The following is a 14,539-nucleotide window of genomic DNA, read 5'->3' as shown; positions in this document are numbered from 1 at the left end:
GGCTATGATTTTTTAGTAGTTAATTTAAATTTTATATTTATTCAAATATACTTCTCAAATCCAAATCAATCACGAAAGTTAAAAAATGCCTACAAATTTTGCTGAAATTTTAAATAACTGCGTTGAAAGTATAAATTCATTTCTTTGGGGTCCATACTTCCTTATCGCCCTACTTTGCGGCACTGGACTATTTTTCACCATTAGACTTGGCTTTGTTCAGATTTTTAAGTTTAAAATGGGTTTAGGCGAACTTTTTGGAAATTTCTCACTTCACGGCGAGGCTGCTGGCAAGGCTGGTATGAGCTCGTTTCAAGCAGTAGCAACCGCTATCGCAGCGCAAGTTGGCACTGGCAACCTAGTAGGTGCGACCACAGCGCTTATCATGGGCGGTCCTGGGGCTATTTTTTGGATGTGGTGCGCAGCCTTTTTGGGCATGGCTACAAATTTTGCTGAAATTTGCCTCGCTCAAATTTACCGCACCAAAGATGACAGCGGCCACACGATAGGCGGTCCAGCCTTTTACATAAGCCGCGGTTTAAAGGGCAAATGGGCGAAATTTCTAGCTGGATTTTTCGCTATCGCTATCATCATCGCGCTTGGCTTTATCGGCAACATGGTTCAGGCAAACTCCATATCAGACGGCTTTAGCGGCGCTTTTGGCATACCGCAGTGGCTAACAGGGGCATTTTTGGCTCTCATTTGCGCGCTAATTTTCATAGGTGGCGTAAAGGCGATCGCAAGGGTCGCTGAAAAGATCGTGCCGCTAATGGCACTACTTTACATCGTTGTTGGCGTGGTTATCATCGCATTAAATTTTCACCAAATCCCAGAGGCGATATCGCTAATATTTAAAGCTGCGTTTGATCCTTCGGCTGCTTGGGGTGGGGCAACTGGAGCTAGCATCGCAGCTGCTATGAGATACGGCATCGCAAGGGGACTTTTCAGCAACGAAGCTGGCATGGGCTCGACTCCGCACGCACACGCTGCTGCAAACGTCAAACACCCAGTCGATCAAGCCGTCCTTGGCATAATGAGCGTCTTTATAGACACCTTTGTCATCTTAAATATAACCGTTTTTGTGGTGCTAACCGCAAACGTCATCAGCTTTGAAAACGGCAAGGCAGTCTTTACTGGCATCACCTTGGTGCAAGAGGCGTTTTCGTCACATATATTTGGCAAAACTGGCGGTTATAGCTTCGTGGCGATCTGCCTATTTTTCTTCGCATTTACGACGATCATTGGTTGGTACTACTTCGCTGAGATCAACGTGCGCTACCTTTTTGGCGCAAAAGCGGTTAAAATTTTTAAAATTTTAGTTGTTGTTTTTGTCTTTTTAGGCAGCTTGCAAAAGGTTGATTTTGTCTGGAGTTTAGCAGATATGTTTAACGGCCTTATGGTTGTGCCAAATTTAATCGCCATTATCCTTCTAAGCCCAGTTGTGGCTAAACTTTTAAAAGATCACGACGCTGGCAAAGAATACGACGTAAAAGAGTATTTGAAGTAGATTTAAGAGTGTGTGGAGAAAGGTCTCTCCACATTAAATTTATTATTATAGGTGGTCTGTTGGAGCGACAGTTATAGGCTCAAGTGGCATATAAAATGTCGTTGCTTGAGGCTCAGCATATTTATTGCCAGCCTCATCGACTGACGACGCTTGGACTGTGTACTCAAAATCTCTATTGTTTAAAACGCTACTTTCAACTTTCCAGTTACCATCAGCATCAGCCTTAGCGCTTAGTTTCTCAACCACATGAGCTTCGTTGCCTTTCTCTACCCAAGAGTTACCTAAGCCATCATTGTAAACAACTTCAGCTTTTGTGATGACTAAATTTATATCAGCAAATGGCTCAGCTTTACCCTCTATGGTCGGTGAAAAGTCGTATTGTTTATTGCTATCATACATTGTGTTATAGTGTGACAAGTCAGAAAAGTCATCAGTAGATATTTTTGTGATAGACAAGGTGTTATTGTTTGTATCAACAGTGATCTCTTGTGTGCTTGTAGCTTTTAGCTCTTCGCCATTTGCAGCTACTTTGCTAGCTTCGATAGTAAATTTATGGTCCCCATCAGCTAAAGGTGAAGTTGGTGTGTATGACCAGTTGCCATTTGCATCGGTAGTTGTCGTGCCAAGTAACGGTGCGCTCTCGCCTTCGCCGTCAAATACGCTTATAGTCGCGTTTGGAGTAGCCTTACCACTAAGTGTTGGGGTGTTATCATTTGTGATATGCAGACCTGTTCTTTGTGAATTTTCATGCTCTAAGATATTGCCCTCGATGTCAAGGTTGCTGCTTACTGCCTGATCTGTATTGCCAGTAACTACATTATCATCCACTGCTGTGACAGATACTTCTAGTGGCTGCGGCAATATATTGTTATATGCATTATCTATCGCAGCTGCAAGCGTATCAAGACTAAAGTCCTCCTCGCTTGCGCCACCGCTTACATTTGTAAAAGCCTCTGCGCTAGCATTTGCTTGAGAGCTTAGATCGCCAAAATTTGCATTTACGTTTGACTCATGACCGCCATTTGCAAAGCCAGCAGCGCCAAGACTCACGCCATTCGAGCTTACTCCGCCTGCTGATTGAGTGCCGCCAGCTGCAGTCTCTTCAATATCTGAGATATTTTTACCATTTAGTAGTTGCTCTTGTAGCGATGCTATCTCTTTGCCAGTCTCATCGCTAGCATTTTCATTTTGAATTTGCGCAGCTTGCACCTCGACCTTTACACCATCTTGCTCTTTTATGACCTCGTTGTCATAGATCAAGTCGCCTGCTTTTAGAGTTCTTTGATTTCCATTAGCATCAACTGCGACGATGGCATCCGTGCCGATTATTGATTTGATTAGTCCTTTAACTTTACTCATAGTATTTCCCCTTTGCGTATTTTTATGTTGTCAATTATAAGTAAAACATTTATTTTATAGCTATTGTACTTTGGTACAGTTGTGACATTTTAGAAATGTGAAGTCATAAATTTTTGAGTTAAATTTAGTAAAAATTTGCCGTATTTTAGGGATTTAGTTTAAAATTTAAAAATGGCAGAGTTACAAAAAATATTTTTAAATTTTATTTTTTAGTTTTTTGTGTTTTGGGGAATTTTATATAAAAATGGTGGCCCCGAATGGACTCGAACCATCGACCACTACCATGTCAAGGTAGTGCTCTACCAACTGAGCTACGGGACCAAAGATTTGGGATTATATTTTATTTTCCATTTTATTTAGCTTAATTATCTTTTTCTTTAAAATTCAACTTCATAAAACTGGTCTATATTTTAGTACTCTAAAATATTATTAATGCAGATTTAATCAAGCAAGGACTATAATTTTATAAAAATAAGTTTAAGTAAAAATATTAGTTTTCCATTGAAATTTGATGTTTATAAAATCTTAATAGAAAGGAAAAGAGTATGAATAAGCTTAAATTCATCGCTATTTTTGCCTGTTTATTTTCGCTTCATCTCTTTGGCACCGATATGCCAAAGGGCGATCTAAACGTCACAAAAGTAGTAGTCTCTGATGAGCTAAGAGCCAAGTATAAGATCAAACCTCATCATGAACACCTAAGCTTTGACTGCGTTGATTGTCACCAAAACCAGGGCGATGATCCTAGCAAATTTAAAGCGATCGGCGACGCTGGCTGCCTATCCTGTCACAAGAGTAAAAAGCTCTTAGCCCAAAGGCTAAAATTTATGGATACTCTAAAGGCAAATCCTCACAACTCTGTTCACGATGGTCCAACTTTGTACTGCGACGAGTGCCACAACGAACACAAACCATCTACAAACATGTGCTCTGAGTGCCATGAACACGAGGTGCCACAATGGATGAATGGAGTAACACCATGAAAATTTCAAAAAAATTACTAGCGCTTATAATCTTCATAAGCGGAATTGTTGGATTTTTAGTCGTTCTGCCAGTTCATTACGCACTTGATGAGACGAGTGGGGATAAATTCTGCATCGTTTGCCACGAGATGGACCCTATGGTCATCGCCTACAACGACGACATCCACAGCGGCAAGGGCAAAACTGGCATAAAAGCAAGATGCGTGGATTGTCACATACCGCATGACAACATCGCAAAATACGCCCTAACAAAGGCGAAAAACGGCATTTTAGAGGGCTGGGTGCATTTCTTTGGCGATCCTAATGCTATTGATTGGCACAAAAACCTCAAAAACCGCGAGCATTTCGTCTTTGACAACGGCTGCACAAGCTGCCACACAAACGTGATAGATAGCAACAACACTTCAGCACAAGCTCAAAAGATGCACGCTCACTACAAAAAGCTCCTTGACACTCCTAAAGAGCTAAAATGTGTAAGTTGCCACTATGACGCAGGTCACGGCGCTGGCTTTAGAAACTATCTTGAGTATTGGAAGCCATCGTATAAAATTTACGATAAAAAGATGATCGAAAAGAGGATCGAAACTAAGCAAAAATTCTTCAAAGATGAGTACAAACCTACAAAAGACGAAGAGGAATTTTTAAAACAAAAGGCTGAAAAAGACGCTAAAAAGCCAGCTGGTGGCGGTCTAGCTGGCTAACAAAGAAGCTTTGCTGCTCTTAAGCGACTTTGAGCAAAATGTCATCCTAAATGCATCGCTTTACCGCTTTGGGTTTAGGATGATGCAGCTAAAAAGCGCTAGCGAAGTCATTAAAGACTTTGAGTGTGGCAACAGATATGATCTGTACGTTTTTGACGTAAAGGCTAGAAATTTAAACCTTGATCTGGTTAAATTTATAAGAGATAGCCAAAACATCACTCCCATTATGCTTTTGCGGGGCGTTAGCATCACTAGCGTTTTTAAGAGGATTTACTACGCTAGAGTTAATGATTTTATCATTAAGCCATTTTGTCCTGAAGAGTTTTTATTTCATGTTTTTAGGCTTTGCAAGGTGCTTTTAGGCTCTAAATTTGAGCTAAATCTTTGACAAAAACTCCCAGTGTATAAGAAAATCTGATTTGACAAAAAAAGAGAGCGAGCTACTTGAAATTTTATGCAAAAACTCGCCCCACGTCGTCACCTACGACGAGATAGATCACCACCTATATAAAAACGAAACCTTATCGCAAGATCGCATAAGATCGCTCGTGCGAGAGATAAGAGCTAAGATACCAACTATCTGCCTAAAAACCCGTGCAAGGCACTGGATATAAGGTAGAGTGAGGAGGTTTAGTTAAATTTAGATATTGTTTGAAGGCTAAATTTCTATACTTTTGGATCAAATTTGCTTAAATTTGCAAAAACTCTTGCCTTGTTTGGCTATTTTGACTTCAACGATTTTTCGGGCAGATTTAATAAATTTGCCTTACCAAAGCACCGCCTTTTTTCTCTTAGCAGTTTGCCGTATTCGTATATCTCGTAAAATTTCTTACATAAAGCCATATCGTTTTTGTTATAGCAGTTTTTGAAATTTGCAAAGCAGTGACCAACCGACCTTTAAAACAGCTTGTGATCGCTAATGATAACGACTATTCTTTGTGGATTTGTGGTGCCATTGCGCTATCAAGAAAGAACTTGTATAAATTTATAACAAGAGCTGGCGTTACACCAACTCTCTTATGCTTTTTGTAAGCTCCAAGCTCGCTTCTATCTCGGCGCGTTTTGCCATGACGCTTTCTATATTTATGCTTAAATTTAGCCCATTTTCATCGCCAAATTTCTTTAGCTCGCACCAAATTTCTTTGATGATCTCGCAGCTACTAGCTAAGTAGTCAGAGCTTAAATTTAGCCTCTCTTCGACCGAGCTTGGCACGCTCACTCCGAGCCATTTGATAAATTCAAGTGTTTTTGCATTGCCAGCTGTGCTAAATGTAAGAAATATCGGCTCGCTTATCTTTGCAGCCGCGCAATCCTCTAAAAATTTACGCGCTAGCTGTGCGTCAAATATCGCTTGCGATATGAAAAATTTAGCCCCGGCTGCGATCTTTTCACGCATCCTTTGTGGCTCATCGCCCTTTTTGCCGTGACGCTCTGCGATACAGACACCACCCACTGCTAACTCTTTAAATTCGCTAGCGATCTCGTAAGCGCGAGCTAAATTTAGCCTCACTTTTTGCGTGCTTGAAGTTGCCCCCACTAGAACGTTTAAATTTGAGCTTTGAGCCTTAAGTGCTGCGCGAAATTCATCCTCGCCGTATCCGCTAGCCACGCGATAAAATATGCTAGGTGTTGCGACGTTTAGGTACTTTTTGTAGTAAATTTCTGGGCTTAGCGTCCCGCTAAACTCAAATGTCCTCTCGCTCTCATTTCGCTCGCTCTCATCTTGCACCTCGTAAAGCACGAGCCCGTCGGCCTTGATATCATTTATCCGCCCGCTCCAGCGCTCTGAGATCTCACGCAGCTTTGCCTCTTCAAATTCAGCCTTTGGCGGCGTGAGTCCATAGAGCACGAGCCCTTTTTCTTTATTTAAAATTTTCTCTTTTAGCATTTTCTCACTTTTGAACTAGATCAGCCCTCATCACCACGCCAACAGAACTTTTTGACGACATGCAGACAAACTCGTCTTTTAGGTATTTCGCGTCGGCTCGCCAAAAGCTCACGATATTTGCCACGTCGGCATTTTGCTTTTTAGCAGCTATCATATATCTTTTTATGACGGCGACAAAAGCCTCTTGGCAATACCCCTTTATATCTCCGCTATCAGTGATAAATCTTTGAACCTTTACGTTTGCCTTGATGACGCTTTTATTTTGGTCGTTTGAGCCAAATTCAAGCCTCACATTTTCAAAGCCTGCTAGCTCTTTTTTAGCAGCTTCTAAATTTAAAGCCTCACTGATACTATAGATATTTGTTTGCTTGTACGCACCTTTGTTGAGTGGTATAGAGTGGCGTCCAGAACTACATCCAGACGCAAAGATAACTAATATTACAAATAGAAAAATCCTTTTCATTTTTCAAATCCTTTTTAATTAAATTTTATAGACCTCTTACGATCTTGACGGCTTCTACCATGTTTTTAAGGCTTGGCTCGACCTCTTCCCATTTTCTAGTTTTTAGGCCGCAGTCAGGGTTGATCCAGAGTTGCTCTTTTGGCAAGACCTCAAGCAGAGCTTTGATCTGAGCGACGATCTCCTCAACACTTGGCACGCGTGGGCTGTGGATGTCGTAAACGCCAGGTCCGACCTCTTGTTTGTAGCCAACGGCTTTGAAAATTTTAAGTAGCTCGTTGCCACTTCTTGCAGTCTCGATACTGATAACATCAGCATCCATTGCCTCAATGGTCTTAATAATATCGTTAAATTCAGAGTAGCACATATGCGTGTGGATCTGAGTTTTTGCCTCTGCTGAGCTTACTGAAAGCTTAAAGCAATCAACCGCAAATTTCTCATAAGCTGGGATATTTTCAGCTCTTAGCGGATAGCCCTCTTTAAACGCTGCCTCATCGACTTGGATCACTCTGATGCCTGCATTTTGAAGGTCTGCGATCTCGTCATAGATACAAAGTGCAAGCTGTTTTGCTACCTCGCTTCTTGGAAGATCATCACGCACAAAGCTCCAGTTTAGCATAGTCACAGGACCTGTTAGCATGCCCTTCATTACGTGTTTTGTGATACTTTGAGCGTATTTCATCCACTTAACAGTCATCGGCTCTGGGCGGCTTACGTCACCAAAGAGGAGTGGTGGTTTGACGCAGCGGCTGCCGTAGCTTTGTACCCAGCCATTTTGGCTAAATGCATATCCGCTGATCTGCTCGCCAAAGTACTCAACCATGTCATTTCTCTCTGGCTCGCCATGTACTAGCACGTCTAGGCCGATATCTTCTTGAAATTTCACGCAGTGATCGATGTATTTTTTGATGCCTGCTTCATAAGCGGCCGCATCGATCTCGCCTTTTTTGAAATTTTGACGAAGTACGCGAAGATCAACCGTTTGAGGGAAGCTACCTATCGTTGTTGTTGGCAAGATACCATATTTTAGTGTTTCACGTTGAATTTTTATGCGATCTTCAAATTTCTCGTCACGCTCAAATTTGCTTAAATTTTTGATACGTTTTTGAACGCTTTCAGAGTGGATGAGCTTTGAAGTGGCGCGAGTTTTAACTGCATTTTTGTTCTCTTCGTAAATTTTAGCCTCAGCATCATTTAGCTTCTCGCCGTTTGCTAGTTTTGTGATGATCTTGATCTCATCAAGCTTCTCAACCGCAAAGCTTAGCCAGCTTTTGATCTCTGGGTTTAAATTCTCTTCATATTTTAGAGTGTATGGCACGTGAAGAAGTGAGCATGAAGTGCCGATGTAAAAGTCTTTGCCGCCTATTTTTTCTGAAATTTCACGAACAAGTTTTACCTTCTCATCGATGTTGCTTTTCCAGATATTTCTGCCGTCGATCACGCCAGCAAATAGTGTCAAGTGGCTGTTTTTGATAGTCTCAAGTGCCTCGAAATTTCTCTTGCCGTGGATGAAGTCAAGTGCGATGCCATAAATTTTAGTTTTAGCCACTTCGCTAACTGCCTTGATCGCATGCTCAAAATATGTCGCAAACACGATCTTGATGTTTTTTGCAACACCTGTTAGCTCGTTATAAACCTTTGTGATAAGTGGCAAAAGGTCGCTTTCGTTTTTGTCAGTTACAAAGATCGGCTCGTCAAACTGCACTAAAATTTCATCATCAAACTTAGAAATTTGCTCAAGTAGCTTTTTGTACTCGCCCACAAGCGCGTCAAGGTGCTTAAATGGGCAGCTGCCGTCAGTCGTCTTTGAAAGAGCCAAAAATGTGATAGGGCCGATCAAATTTACCTTGCCTTTTACGCCGTTAGCCTTCGCCTCTTTGTATTCATTTAAAATTTTATCTGCTTTTAGGCTAAATTTACTCTCGTTGCTAAGCTCTGGCACGATGTAGTGGTAGTTTGTGTTAAACCACTTTGTCATCTCCATCGCAACGCCATTTTTATTGCCTCTTGAGCAAGCAAAATATTGCTCCGAGCCGCTTAAATTTGCAAATCTTGGAGGCGTAGCGCCAAAAGCGATGATATTATCAAGCATTAGGTCGTAAAATGAAAAATCATTAACGCTAATAGCCGAAATGCCAGCGTCTTGTTGATATTTCCAGTGTCTTTGGCGAAGCGTCTTTGCAGTCTCTTGCAAATTCTCTTCACTAAAGCCCTCTTTACCAGCCCAAAAGCCCTCTAACGCACGCTTTAACTCTCTTTTCTCTCCGATTCTTGGAAAACCTAAAACATAACTTTTTATCATTTTTATCCTTTTTAAATTTCTTTTTAAATTAAAACTGTGCAAAGCACAGCAACCTTGAATATTTTTATGCAGGTACATCCCTACAACCCAAACCCCCAGCACGTTCAATGTTGTTGTGCTGCGCACAAGTCTGGTTCACCCCAAACGCGGTGGATGACACCCGCTTCTTCTTAAGCTAAAGTAAAATTTATAAAAAATCCTACTAAAAAGGTCCTTGCCAAATTTCAAACATTGCTTCGTTTTATTTTTAAAAATGCAGTTACAGTGCAGCGGACCTGCTAGCAAAAAGGGATTTATCTCAATGTGAAAAAATGTAAAATTGTTTAAAAATTTGCGTGTTTTTTGAAAATCGCTGATATGTTTTTTGCCGAGATTAATGAGCTTTACGCATGGGACAAGGCATCAGCGTTTTTCCTTTGTAGTGAATTTTTGCCGCATTATAAACGCTCTTTGCCAAATTTTTGTTTAAATTTGGGCGCTACTAAATTTCACGCCCAAAACTTTTAGTCTTTTTTGCCTTTATTTAGAGATTTTAGCTTAGCGTCCATGTCGGCTGTAAGCATAGTAAAGACTTTGTTTGTAAGCTCCTGTGTTAGATCTTTAGCCTCTTGCATAGTCTTTTGGCTAAATTCATTTAAGAGTTTGTCCGCTTTTTTCTTATCTTTTTTGTAAAGTTTTACGTACTCATCTTCAAATTTAGCCTGTTTTACCGCCAACTCTTTTTCAAATTTAGCGTAGGCCTCTTTAACCACTGGCGAATACTTCTCATAGTCAGTCATCACAAGAGTTTGAAGCTTTCTATAAACCCAGTATATCGAAGTATCATCAGCATCGTATGAGCCATCTGAGTAGCCTTTTATAAAGCCATCAAGCCCCTCATAATACGGCAAATAAACGCTAAGATCAGCCATACCAAGAGCGACGTATGTCACACGGCCGATCTCTTTTGGTAGCCATGGGCGCACCTGCATGACGTGAGACTCATACGTTCTAAAGACACTTATAGCGCGGTAGATATTTTTCTTATCTTCGTCTTTGCTAGCGTAGTTATCAAACGCAGTGCCGTCGTAGTGGGCTCTCATCGCAGCTTTTAGGTCTTCAACACTTAGTTTTTTCTCTGGTTTTAAAAATACTGGGAATTTTTGACCATCGGCGAAGTCTTGTTTTAAGCTTGGGTTAAACATGCTTTGAACCCAGCAAACACGTGGGTAGTTATAAGTCACATCTCTCTCATCGTCCCTTGTATAGGCCTTTGTAAAGTTAAATTCTCCGTCTTTTGCAGGGTCATAAGTCTTGTTATCGATCGCAAATTTGATGACATCTTTTGCGCCCATGAAATTTGGATCATTCTCTTTATAAGCGTGAAGTCTGCCTTGGTTTGCAGTGACGAAATACTCATCTTGTGGGATCTTTGAAGCGATCCATTTATGACCTGTGCCAGTTTCAAAGTACCAAAGCTCGTTTGCATCGACAAATACCACGCCAAAGCCCTCGCCAGCGCCTTTTGTCTCCACTATCTCGCCAAGAAGCTTAACGCCCTCTTTTGCACTCTTCATACGCGGCAAAAGCACGTCTGGGATGTCATCTTCTGTGATGCCGGTTTCTTCGTTGTATGGATCAACTTTTAAAAGCTCATCTTTTGCGTAGATAGTCTCAGTGCCACTAAGTCCTACGCCAGCCTCGTTGTAGCCGACTGCTCCGTGAAGCTTTGTGTGTGAATTTGCGATAGTTGTGTATCTCATGCCATCTTTTGGGAGCGGATATGTAAAGTCATTTGCGCCGTCATGCGCCTTTGAGCTGTGCATGCCAGTTTGATTTTTCGTAGCTGGGTGTATCAAAAAGACTTGAGCCTTTATAGCCTTGCTATCAGCGCTTCTAGCCACTAGCATAGAGCCGTCGTTTGAAGCTTTATCTCCTACTAAAATGGTAGTGCATGCCAAGCTACTTGTGCCTAAAATCGCACTCATAGCGACGATTGATGCAAGAATTTTCCCTTTCATTTTTACTCCTTTAGTAAAATAAATTTCTTATATGTGATTATATTTCAAATTTAATAATTTAATTCTAAATTTTAAAACTTTTTTAAGTTAAATGTAAATTTATTGCAAATTTTGTCTAAGTGAAATTTAAATTTTCTAAAGGATTTTTCGCTATAATCCAAATCTTACGCACTTGCGTATAAAATTTCAAAAAGGATTAGCATGCCAAAGATGAAAACCGTTCGCGGTGCTGCTAAGCGCTTTAAAGTAGGTAAAAATAAGATAAAAAGAGGCTCTGCTTTTAGAAGCCACATCTTAACAAAAAAACCTACTAAGCGTATGAGAGACCTTCGTGGCCCACACTACGTGGACAGCACAAATGTCCCAGCCGTTCGCAAAATGCTCGGCGTATAAAGCAGCGTAGATTTAAGTTTTTGACAAAAAAGTCATTCAAACTCCCCCAAATTTAGGGGCAAGACTCACTTCGTGAGCGCCAATTTGTAAAAGGATAAATATGGCAAGAGTAAAAACAGGCGTAGTTAGAAGAAGACGCCATAAGAAAGTTTTAAAGCTAGCACGTGGCTTTTTCAGTGCTAGACATAAACACTTTAGAAAAGCTAAAGAGCAACTAGAGAGAAGTTTAGTTTACGCATACCGCGACAGACGCCAGAAAAAACGTGATTTCAGACGTTTATGGATCGTTCGTATCAACGCAGCTTGCAGGCTAAACGACATTAGCTATTCAAGATTTATCAACGGCTTAAACAAAGCTAACATAGAACTTGATAGAAAAATTTTAGCTGATCTAGCTATGAATGACGCGAAGGCATTTGCGGCACTTGCAAAACAAGCAAAAGATGCTTTGAAATAACACCTTTTCTCCGCTTCGGCGGAGATCTTCCTTTTTATACACTTTAAATTTTAATAACAAAATTTCTATAAAACTCTTTGTTTTAATTTACTACCCGCGACTTTTACAAACTACTAGCCAAATTTAACTACTAGCAGCCAAAATAGCTAAATTTTAATACTCATATCAAAACAGTGTTTCACCACTCCATTAAATAAAATTTCGGCAGAGATTTTTACACCCCACAAAATTTCATATAAATTTATTCTCGAGATATTTAAGTAGCTAAACTCTTAAATGGTTTGTATTTAAATTTTAATCAGCGCCGCTATAAATTTAGTTCGGCCATTAAGTGCAAATTTAGTGATATAAATTTGAAAATTTGCTTGCTCTGGCTAACCCAAAGCAAGCGTAAAAATCGCTCTAAAAGCTAAATTTCGATACTCGTATCAAAGCAGTGTTTCACCGCTCCACTAAATAAGATTTTGCCGTTTTCTAGCCTAAGTCCAAGCTCTTCGCCGCTTTTTGGATAGACTTTTAGGCTTTGCGCTGCGTTTAAATTTAAAGTAGCGCCGTAAAAGCAAGCCGCCATGCCAGTGCCACAAGCTAGCGTCTCGTCCTCCACGCCCCTTTCATAGGTTCTCACCCTTAAAACTCCGCCATCAAATTTGGCTAAATTTACATTTGCATTGTATTTTTGACGAAGCGCCCTGCACTCTTTGACGTCAAATTCATCTAAATTTTGCGTGAAATTTACAAGATGTGGCACGCCAGTATCGTAAAAGTACCAAGTTTTGCCACCTTCATTTAGTGGCTCGCTTAAAATTTTTGGATTTGTTAGCACGACCTCGACGCACCCATCTTTCACGCTTGCCATCACCTCGCCGCTACCAGTTAGCAGAGTAAATTCGCTTGAACTAACAAGGCCGTTTAGATAGGCATATCTAGCAGCCGCACGCGAGCCGTTGCCACACATCGCAGCGTAGCTTCCGTCGCTGTTGTAAAACTCCCATTTTACGCCCTTTTCGTAAGGCAAAAGCACGATGAGCCCGTCAGCTCCCACGCCGTTTGTTCGGCTGCAAATTTGCCTTGCAAGCTCGCTTCTATCTTTGCTCAAAAATGTGTGAAATATGACAAAATCGTTGCCGCTAGCGTTATATTTTGAGACTTGCATGAGCCATCCTTTTATTTTTTGCTTGATTTTACTAAAATTTAGATAAGAGTTATTAGTGATTTTAAAGGAGACACTTTGAAAAGCTACATCTTAAATTTAGAAAAAGAGTTTTCTTTGATAGAAAATGGCTTTAAAGAGCAAGAAAAAAGAGCTTTGGCTGACTATAAAGCAAAGGGAGCTGCGCACTGCAAAGAGCTTGCATACCTAGCATACGGCTCGAAGCTCTATCAAGTGCGGATGTATGCGGTTTTTCTCTTTGGGCACCTATCAGATAGTGAAGAAATTTTGGCGTTTATGAGAGATGAAGTCTCAAAAGATGAAAACTGGAGGGTTCAAGAGGTACTGGCAAAGGCGTTTGACGAGTTTTGTAAAAAAGTTGGCTACGAGCAGGCACTTTTAACGATCGATGAGTGGCTAGAAAACGGCAACGCAAATGCAAAAAGAGCCGTAAGTGAGGGGCTTAGGATATGGACAAATAGGCCCTATTTTAAAGATAACCCAGATGAGGCCATTAGGCGCATAGCCAGCCTAAAAGAAGACGAGAGCGAGTATCTTAGAAAGTCGGTTGGCAACGCTCTAAAAGATATAAGCAAGAAATTTCCAAATTTAGTAAAAGCCGAGCTTGATAGCTGGGATTTAGCTAGTAAAGAGGCCATGCAAACATATAAATTTGCTAGTAAATTTATCAAGAAATAGCGCAAATTTGGCCTAGAAATTTCTCTAGCTCAAGCTGTAAATTCTCCATGTCGCTGCTATTATCTATAACAAATTTTGCCATTTTTCGCTTTTGCTCGATGTCCATCTGAAGCTCTACTCTAGCTTTTGCATCCTCTAAGCTTAGCCCATTTCGGCTCATTAGACGGCTTAGTAAAAGCTCTTTTGGTGCATAGATCACGGCTACATTTTTAAACTCATCGTAACGCTCTTTTTTTTCAAAAAACAAAGGGATATCGACAAAATAAATCTCTCCCAAACCCTCAAGCTGCGAAGCTTGTGATAAAATTTCAGCTTTTATCTTTGGGTGCAAAATTTGCTCTAAATTTTTAAGCTTTTTTGGCTCGTTAAAGACTATGGCGCCAAGCTTTTTGCGATCTATCCTGCCAGTCTCATCTAAAATTTGCTCGCCAAAAGCTTTTACTATCTCACATTTACAAATTTCAAGCTGTTCGTGTGCGATGAGGTCCGCATCTATCACGCTAAAACCTCGCTCTTTTAGTAAATTTACAACCGTACTTTTGCCACTAGCGATCGAGCCTGTGATGACGTAGGCGTTTGGAAATTTCTGCAAACTCGCTCCATTTTTGAAAATTGATAACAATTTTAGCAACTTTTGGCTAAA

Annotated in this window: 15 protein-coding genes and 1 tRNA gene; 8 read left to right on the top strand and 8 right to left on the bottom strand. The window is 40.7% G+C overall.

The features are described 5' to 3' along the window. Positions 1 to 85 precede the first annotated feature (85 nt). Positions 86 to 1,504, top strand: a complete 1,419-nt coding sequence (locus CVS81_RS04740) for an alanine/glycine:cation symporter family protein (protein WP_012000977.1) — start codon at positions 86 to 88, stop codon at positions 1,502 to 1,504. Positions 1,505 to 1,549: 45 nt separating this feature from the next. Here the strand turns inward: CVS81_RS04740 and CVS81_RS04735 are convergent, their stop codons facing one another. Both CVS81_RS04735 and CVS81_RS04730 read right to left on the bottom strand, forming a co-directional pair. Then, the gene (locus CVS81_RS04735; protein ID WP_107965253.1) at positions 1,550 to 2,863 is read right to left on the bottom strand and encodes an Ig-like domain-containing protein; all 1,314 of its coding nucleotides are present in this window, start codon (positions 2,861 to 2,863) and stop codon (positions 1,550 to 1,552) included. 245 nt (positions 2,864 to 3,108) lie between these two features. Next, positions 3,109 to 3,184, bottom strand: a tRNA-Val gene (locus CVS81_RS04730). 224 nt (positions 3,185 to 3,408) lie between these two features. Between CVS81_RS04730 and CVS81_RS04725 the strand changes: the two genes are divergently transcribed. Genes CVS81_RS04725 through CVS81_RS09850 form a run of 4 tightly spaced genes read left to right on the top strand, consistent with a single transcriptional unit; the run spans position 3,409 to position 5,161 of the window. Continuing rightward, positions 3,409 to 3,846: a cytochrome c3 family protein gene (locus tag CVS81_RS04725; RefSeq protein ID WP_107965252.1), complete on the top strand. Its 438-nt coding sequence runs from the start codon at positions 3,409 to 3,411 to the stop codon at positions 3,844 to 3,846. Then, positions 3,843 to 4,547, top strand: a complete 705-nt coding sequence (locus tag CVS81_RS04720) for a cytochrome c3 family protein (RefSeq protein ID WP_107929847.1) — start codon at positions 3,843 to 3,845, stop codon at positions 4,545 to 4,547. The genes CVS81_RS04725 and CVS81_RS04720 overlap by 4 nt, the downstream gene beginning before the upstream one ends. 10 nt (positions 4,548 to 4,557) lie before the next feature. After that, the gene (locus CVS81_RS09855; protein WP_199907153.1) at positions 4,558 to 4,935 is read left to right on the top strand and encodes a response regulator; all 378 of its coding nucleotides are present in this window, start codon (positions 4,558 to 4,560) and stop codon (positions 4,933 to 4,935) included. Positions 4,936 to 4,966: 31 nt separating this feature from the next. Beyond that, positions 4,967 to 5,161: a helix-turn-helix domain-containing protein gene (locus CVS81_RS09850; protein WP_199907151.1), complete on the top strand. Its 195-nt coding sequence runs from the start codon at positions 4,967 to 4,969 to the stop codon at positions 5,159 to 5,161. Positions 5,162 to 5,550: 389 nt separating this feature from the next. On the opposite strand, the gene CVS81_RS04710 is transcribed toward CVS81_RS09850, so the two are convergent. The 4 genes from CVS81_RS04710 to CVS81_RS04690 form a co-directional block, all read right to left on the bottom strand. Further along, positions 5,551 to 6,435: a methylenetetrahydrofolate reductase gene (locus tag CVS81_RS04710; protein WP_107965251.1), complete on the bottom strand. Its 885-nt coding sequence runs from the start codon at positions 6,433 to 6,435 to the stop codon at positions 5,551 to 5,553. A gap of 4 nt (positions 6,436 to 6,439) precedes the next feature. Next, positions 6,440 to 6,898 (bottom strand): hypothetical protein, encoded by a 459-nt coding sequence (locus tag CVS81_RS04705; protein WP_035169741.1) that lies wholly within the window; start codon positions 6,896 to 6,898, stop codon positions 6,440 to 6,442. 25 nt (positions 6,899 to 6,923) lie between these two features. Continuing rightward, entirely contained in the window at positions 6,924 to 9,197 is a 2,274-nt protein-coding gene (gene metE / locus CVS81_RS04700) for a 5-methyltetrahydropteroyltriglutamate--homocysteine S-methyltransferase (protein WP_107965250.1), read from the bottom strand. Between the two features lie 503 nt (positions 9,198 to 9,700). Continuing rightward, positions 9,701 to 11,197, bottom strand: coding sequence for a C69 family dipeptidase (locus CVS81_RS04690; RefSeq protein WP_107965248.1), 1,497 nt, complete (start codon positions 11,195 to 11,197; stop codon positions 9,701 to 9,703). Between the two features lie 201 nt (positions 11,198 to 11,398). Here CVS81_RS04690 and rpmI point away from each other — a divergent pair, with 201 nt between their 5' ends. Both rpmI and rplT read left to right on the top strand, forming a co-directional pair. Continuing rightward, entirely contained in the window at positions 11,399 to 11,590 is a 192-nt protein-coding gene (gene rpmI / locus CVS81_RS04685) for a 50S ribosomal protein L35 (RefSeq protein ID WP_087581277.1), read from the top strand. A 100-nt stretch (positions 11,591 to 11,690) separates the two neighbouring features. Further along, a complete protein-coding gene (gene rplT, locus CVS81_RS04680; RefSeq protein WP_009295119.1) occupies positions 11,691 to 12,047 on the top strand; it encodes a 50S ribosomal protein L20 in 357 nt (118 codons plus the stop codon). 409 nt (positions 12,048 to 12,456) lie between these two features. Here rplT and dapF read toward each other — a convergent pair whose 3' ends face one another. Beyond that, complete coding sequence (gene dapF / locus CVS81_RS04675; protein ID WP_107965247.1) at positions 12,457 to 13,200, bottom strand: diaminopimelate epimerase; 744 nt, start codon at positions 13,198 to 13,200, stop codon at positions 12,457 to 12,459. A 75-nt stretch (positions 13,201 to 13,275) separates the two neighbouring features. On the opposite strand from dapF, the gene CVS81_RS04670 reads away from it, so the two are divergent. Further along, on the top strand, positions 13,276 to 13,896 hold the full coding sequence (locus tag CVS81_RS04670) for a DNA alkylation repair protein (RefSeq protein WP_107965246.1): 621 nt from the start codon (positions 13,276 to 13,278) through the stop codon (positions 13,894 to 13,896). Here the strand turns inward: CVS81_RS04670 and coaE are convergent. Continuing rightward, positions 13,886 to 14,488: a dephospho-CoA kinase gene (coaE, locus tag CVS81_RS04665; protein ID WP_107965245.1), complete on the bottom strand. Its 603-nt coding sequence runs from the start codon at positions 14,486 to 14,488 to the stop codon at positions 13,886 to 13,888. The two genes, CVS81_RS04670 and coaE, sit on opposite strands and share 11 nt — an antisense overlap. Between the last annotated feature and the right edge of the window lie 51 nt (positions 14,489 to 14,539).

Source organism: Campylobacter concisus (assembly GCF_003049065.1).
GTDB lineage: Bacteria > Campylobacterota > Campylobacteria > Campylobacterales > Campylobacteraceae > Campylobacter_A > Campylobacter_A concisus_BE.
The sequence above is the reverse complement of the archived record's forward strand: the minus strand, read 5'-3'. Positions and strand labels throughout refer to the sequence as shown.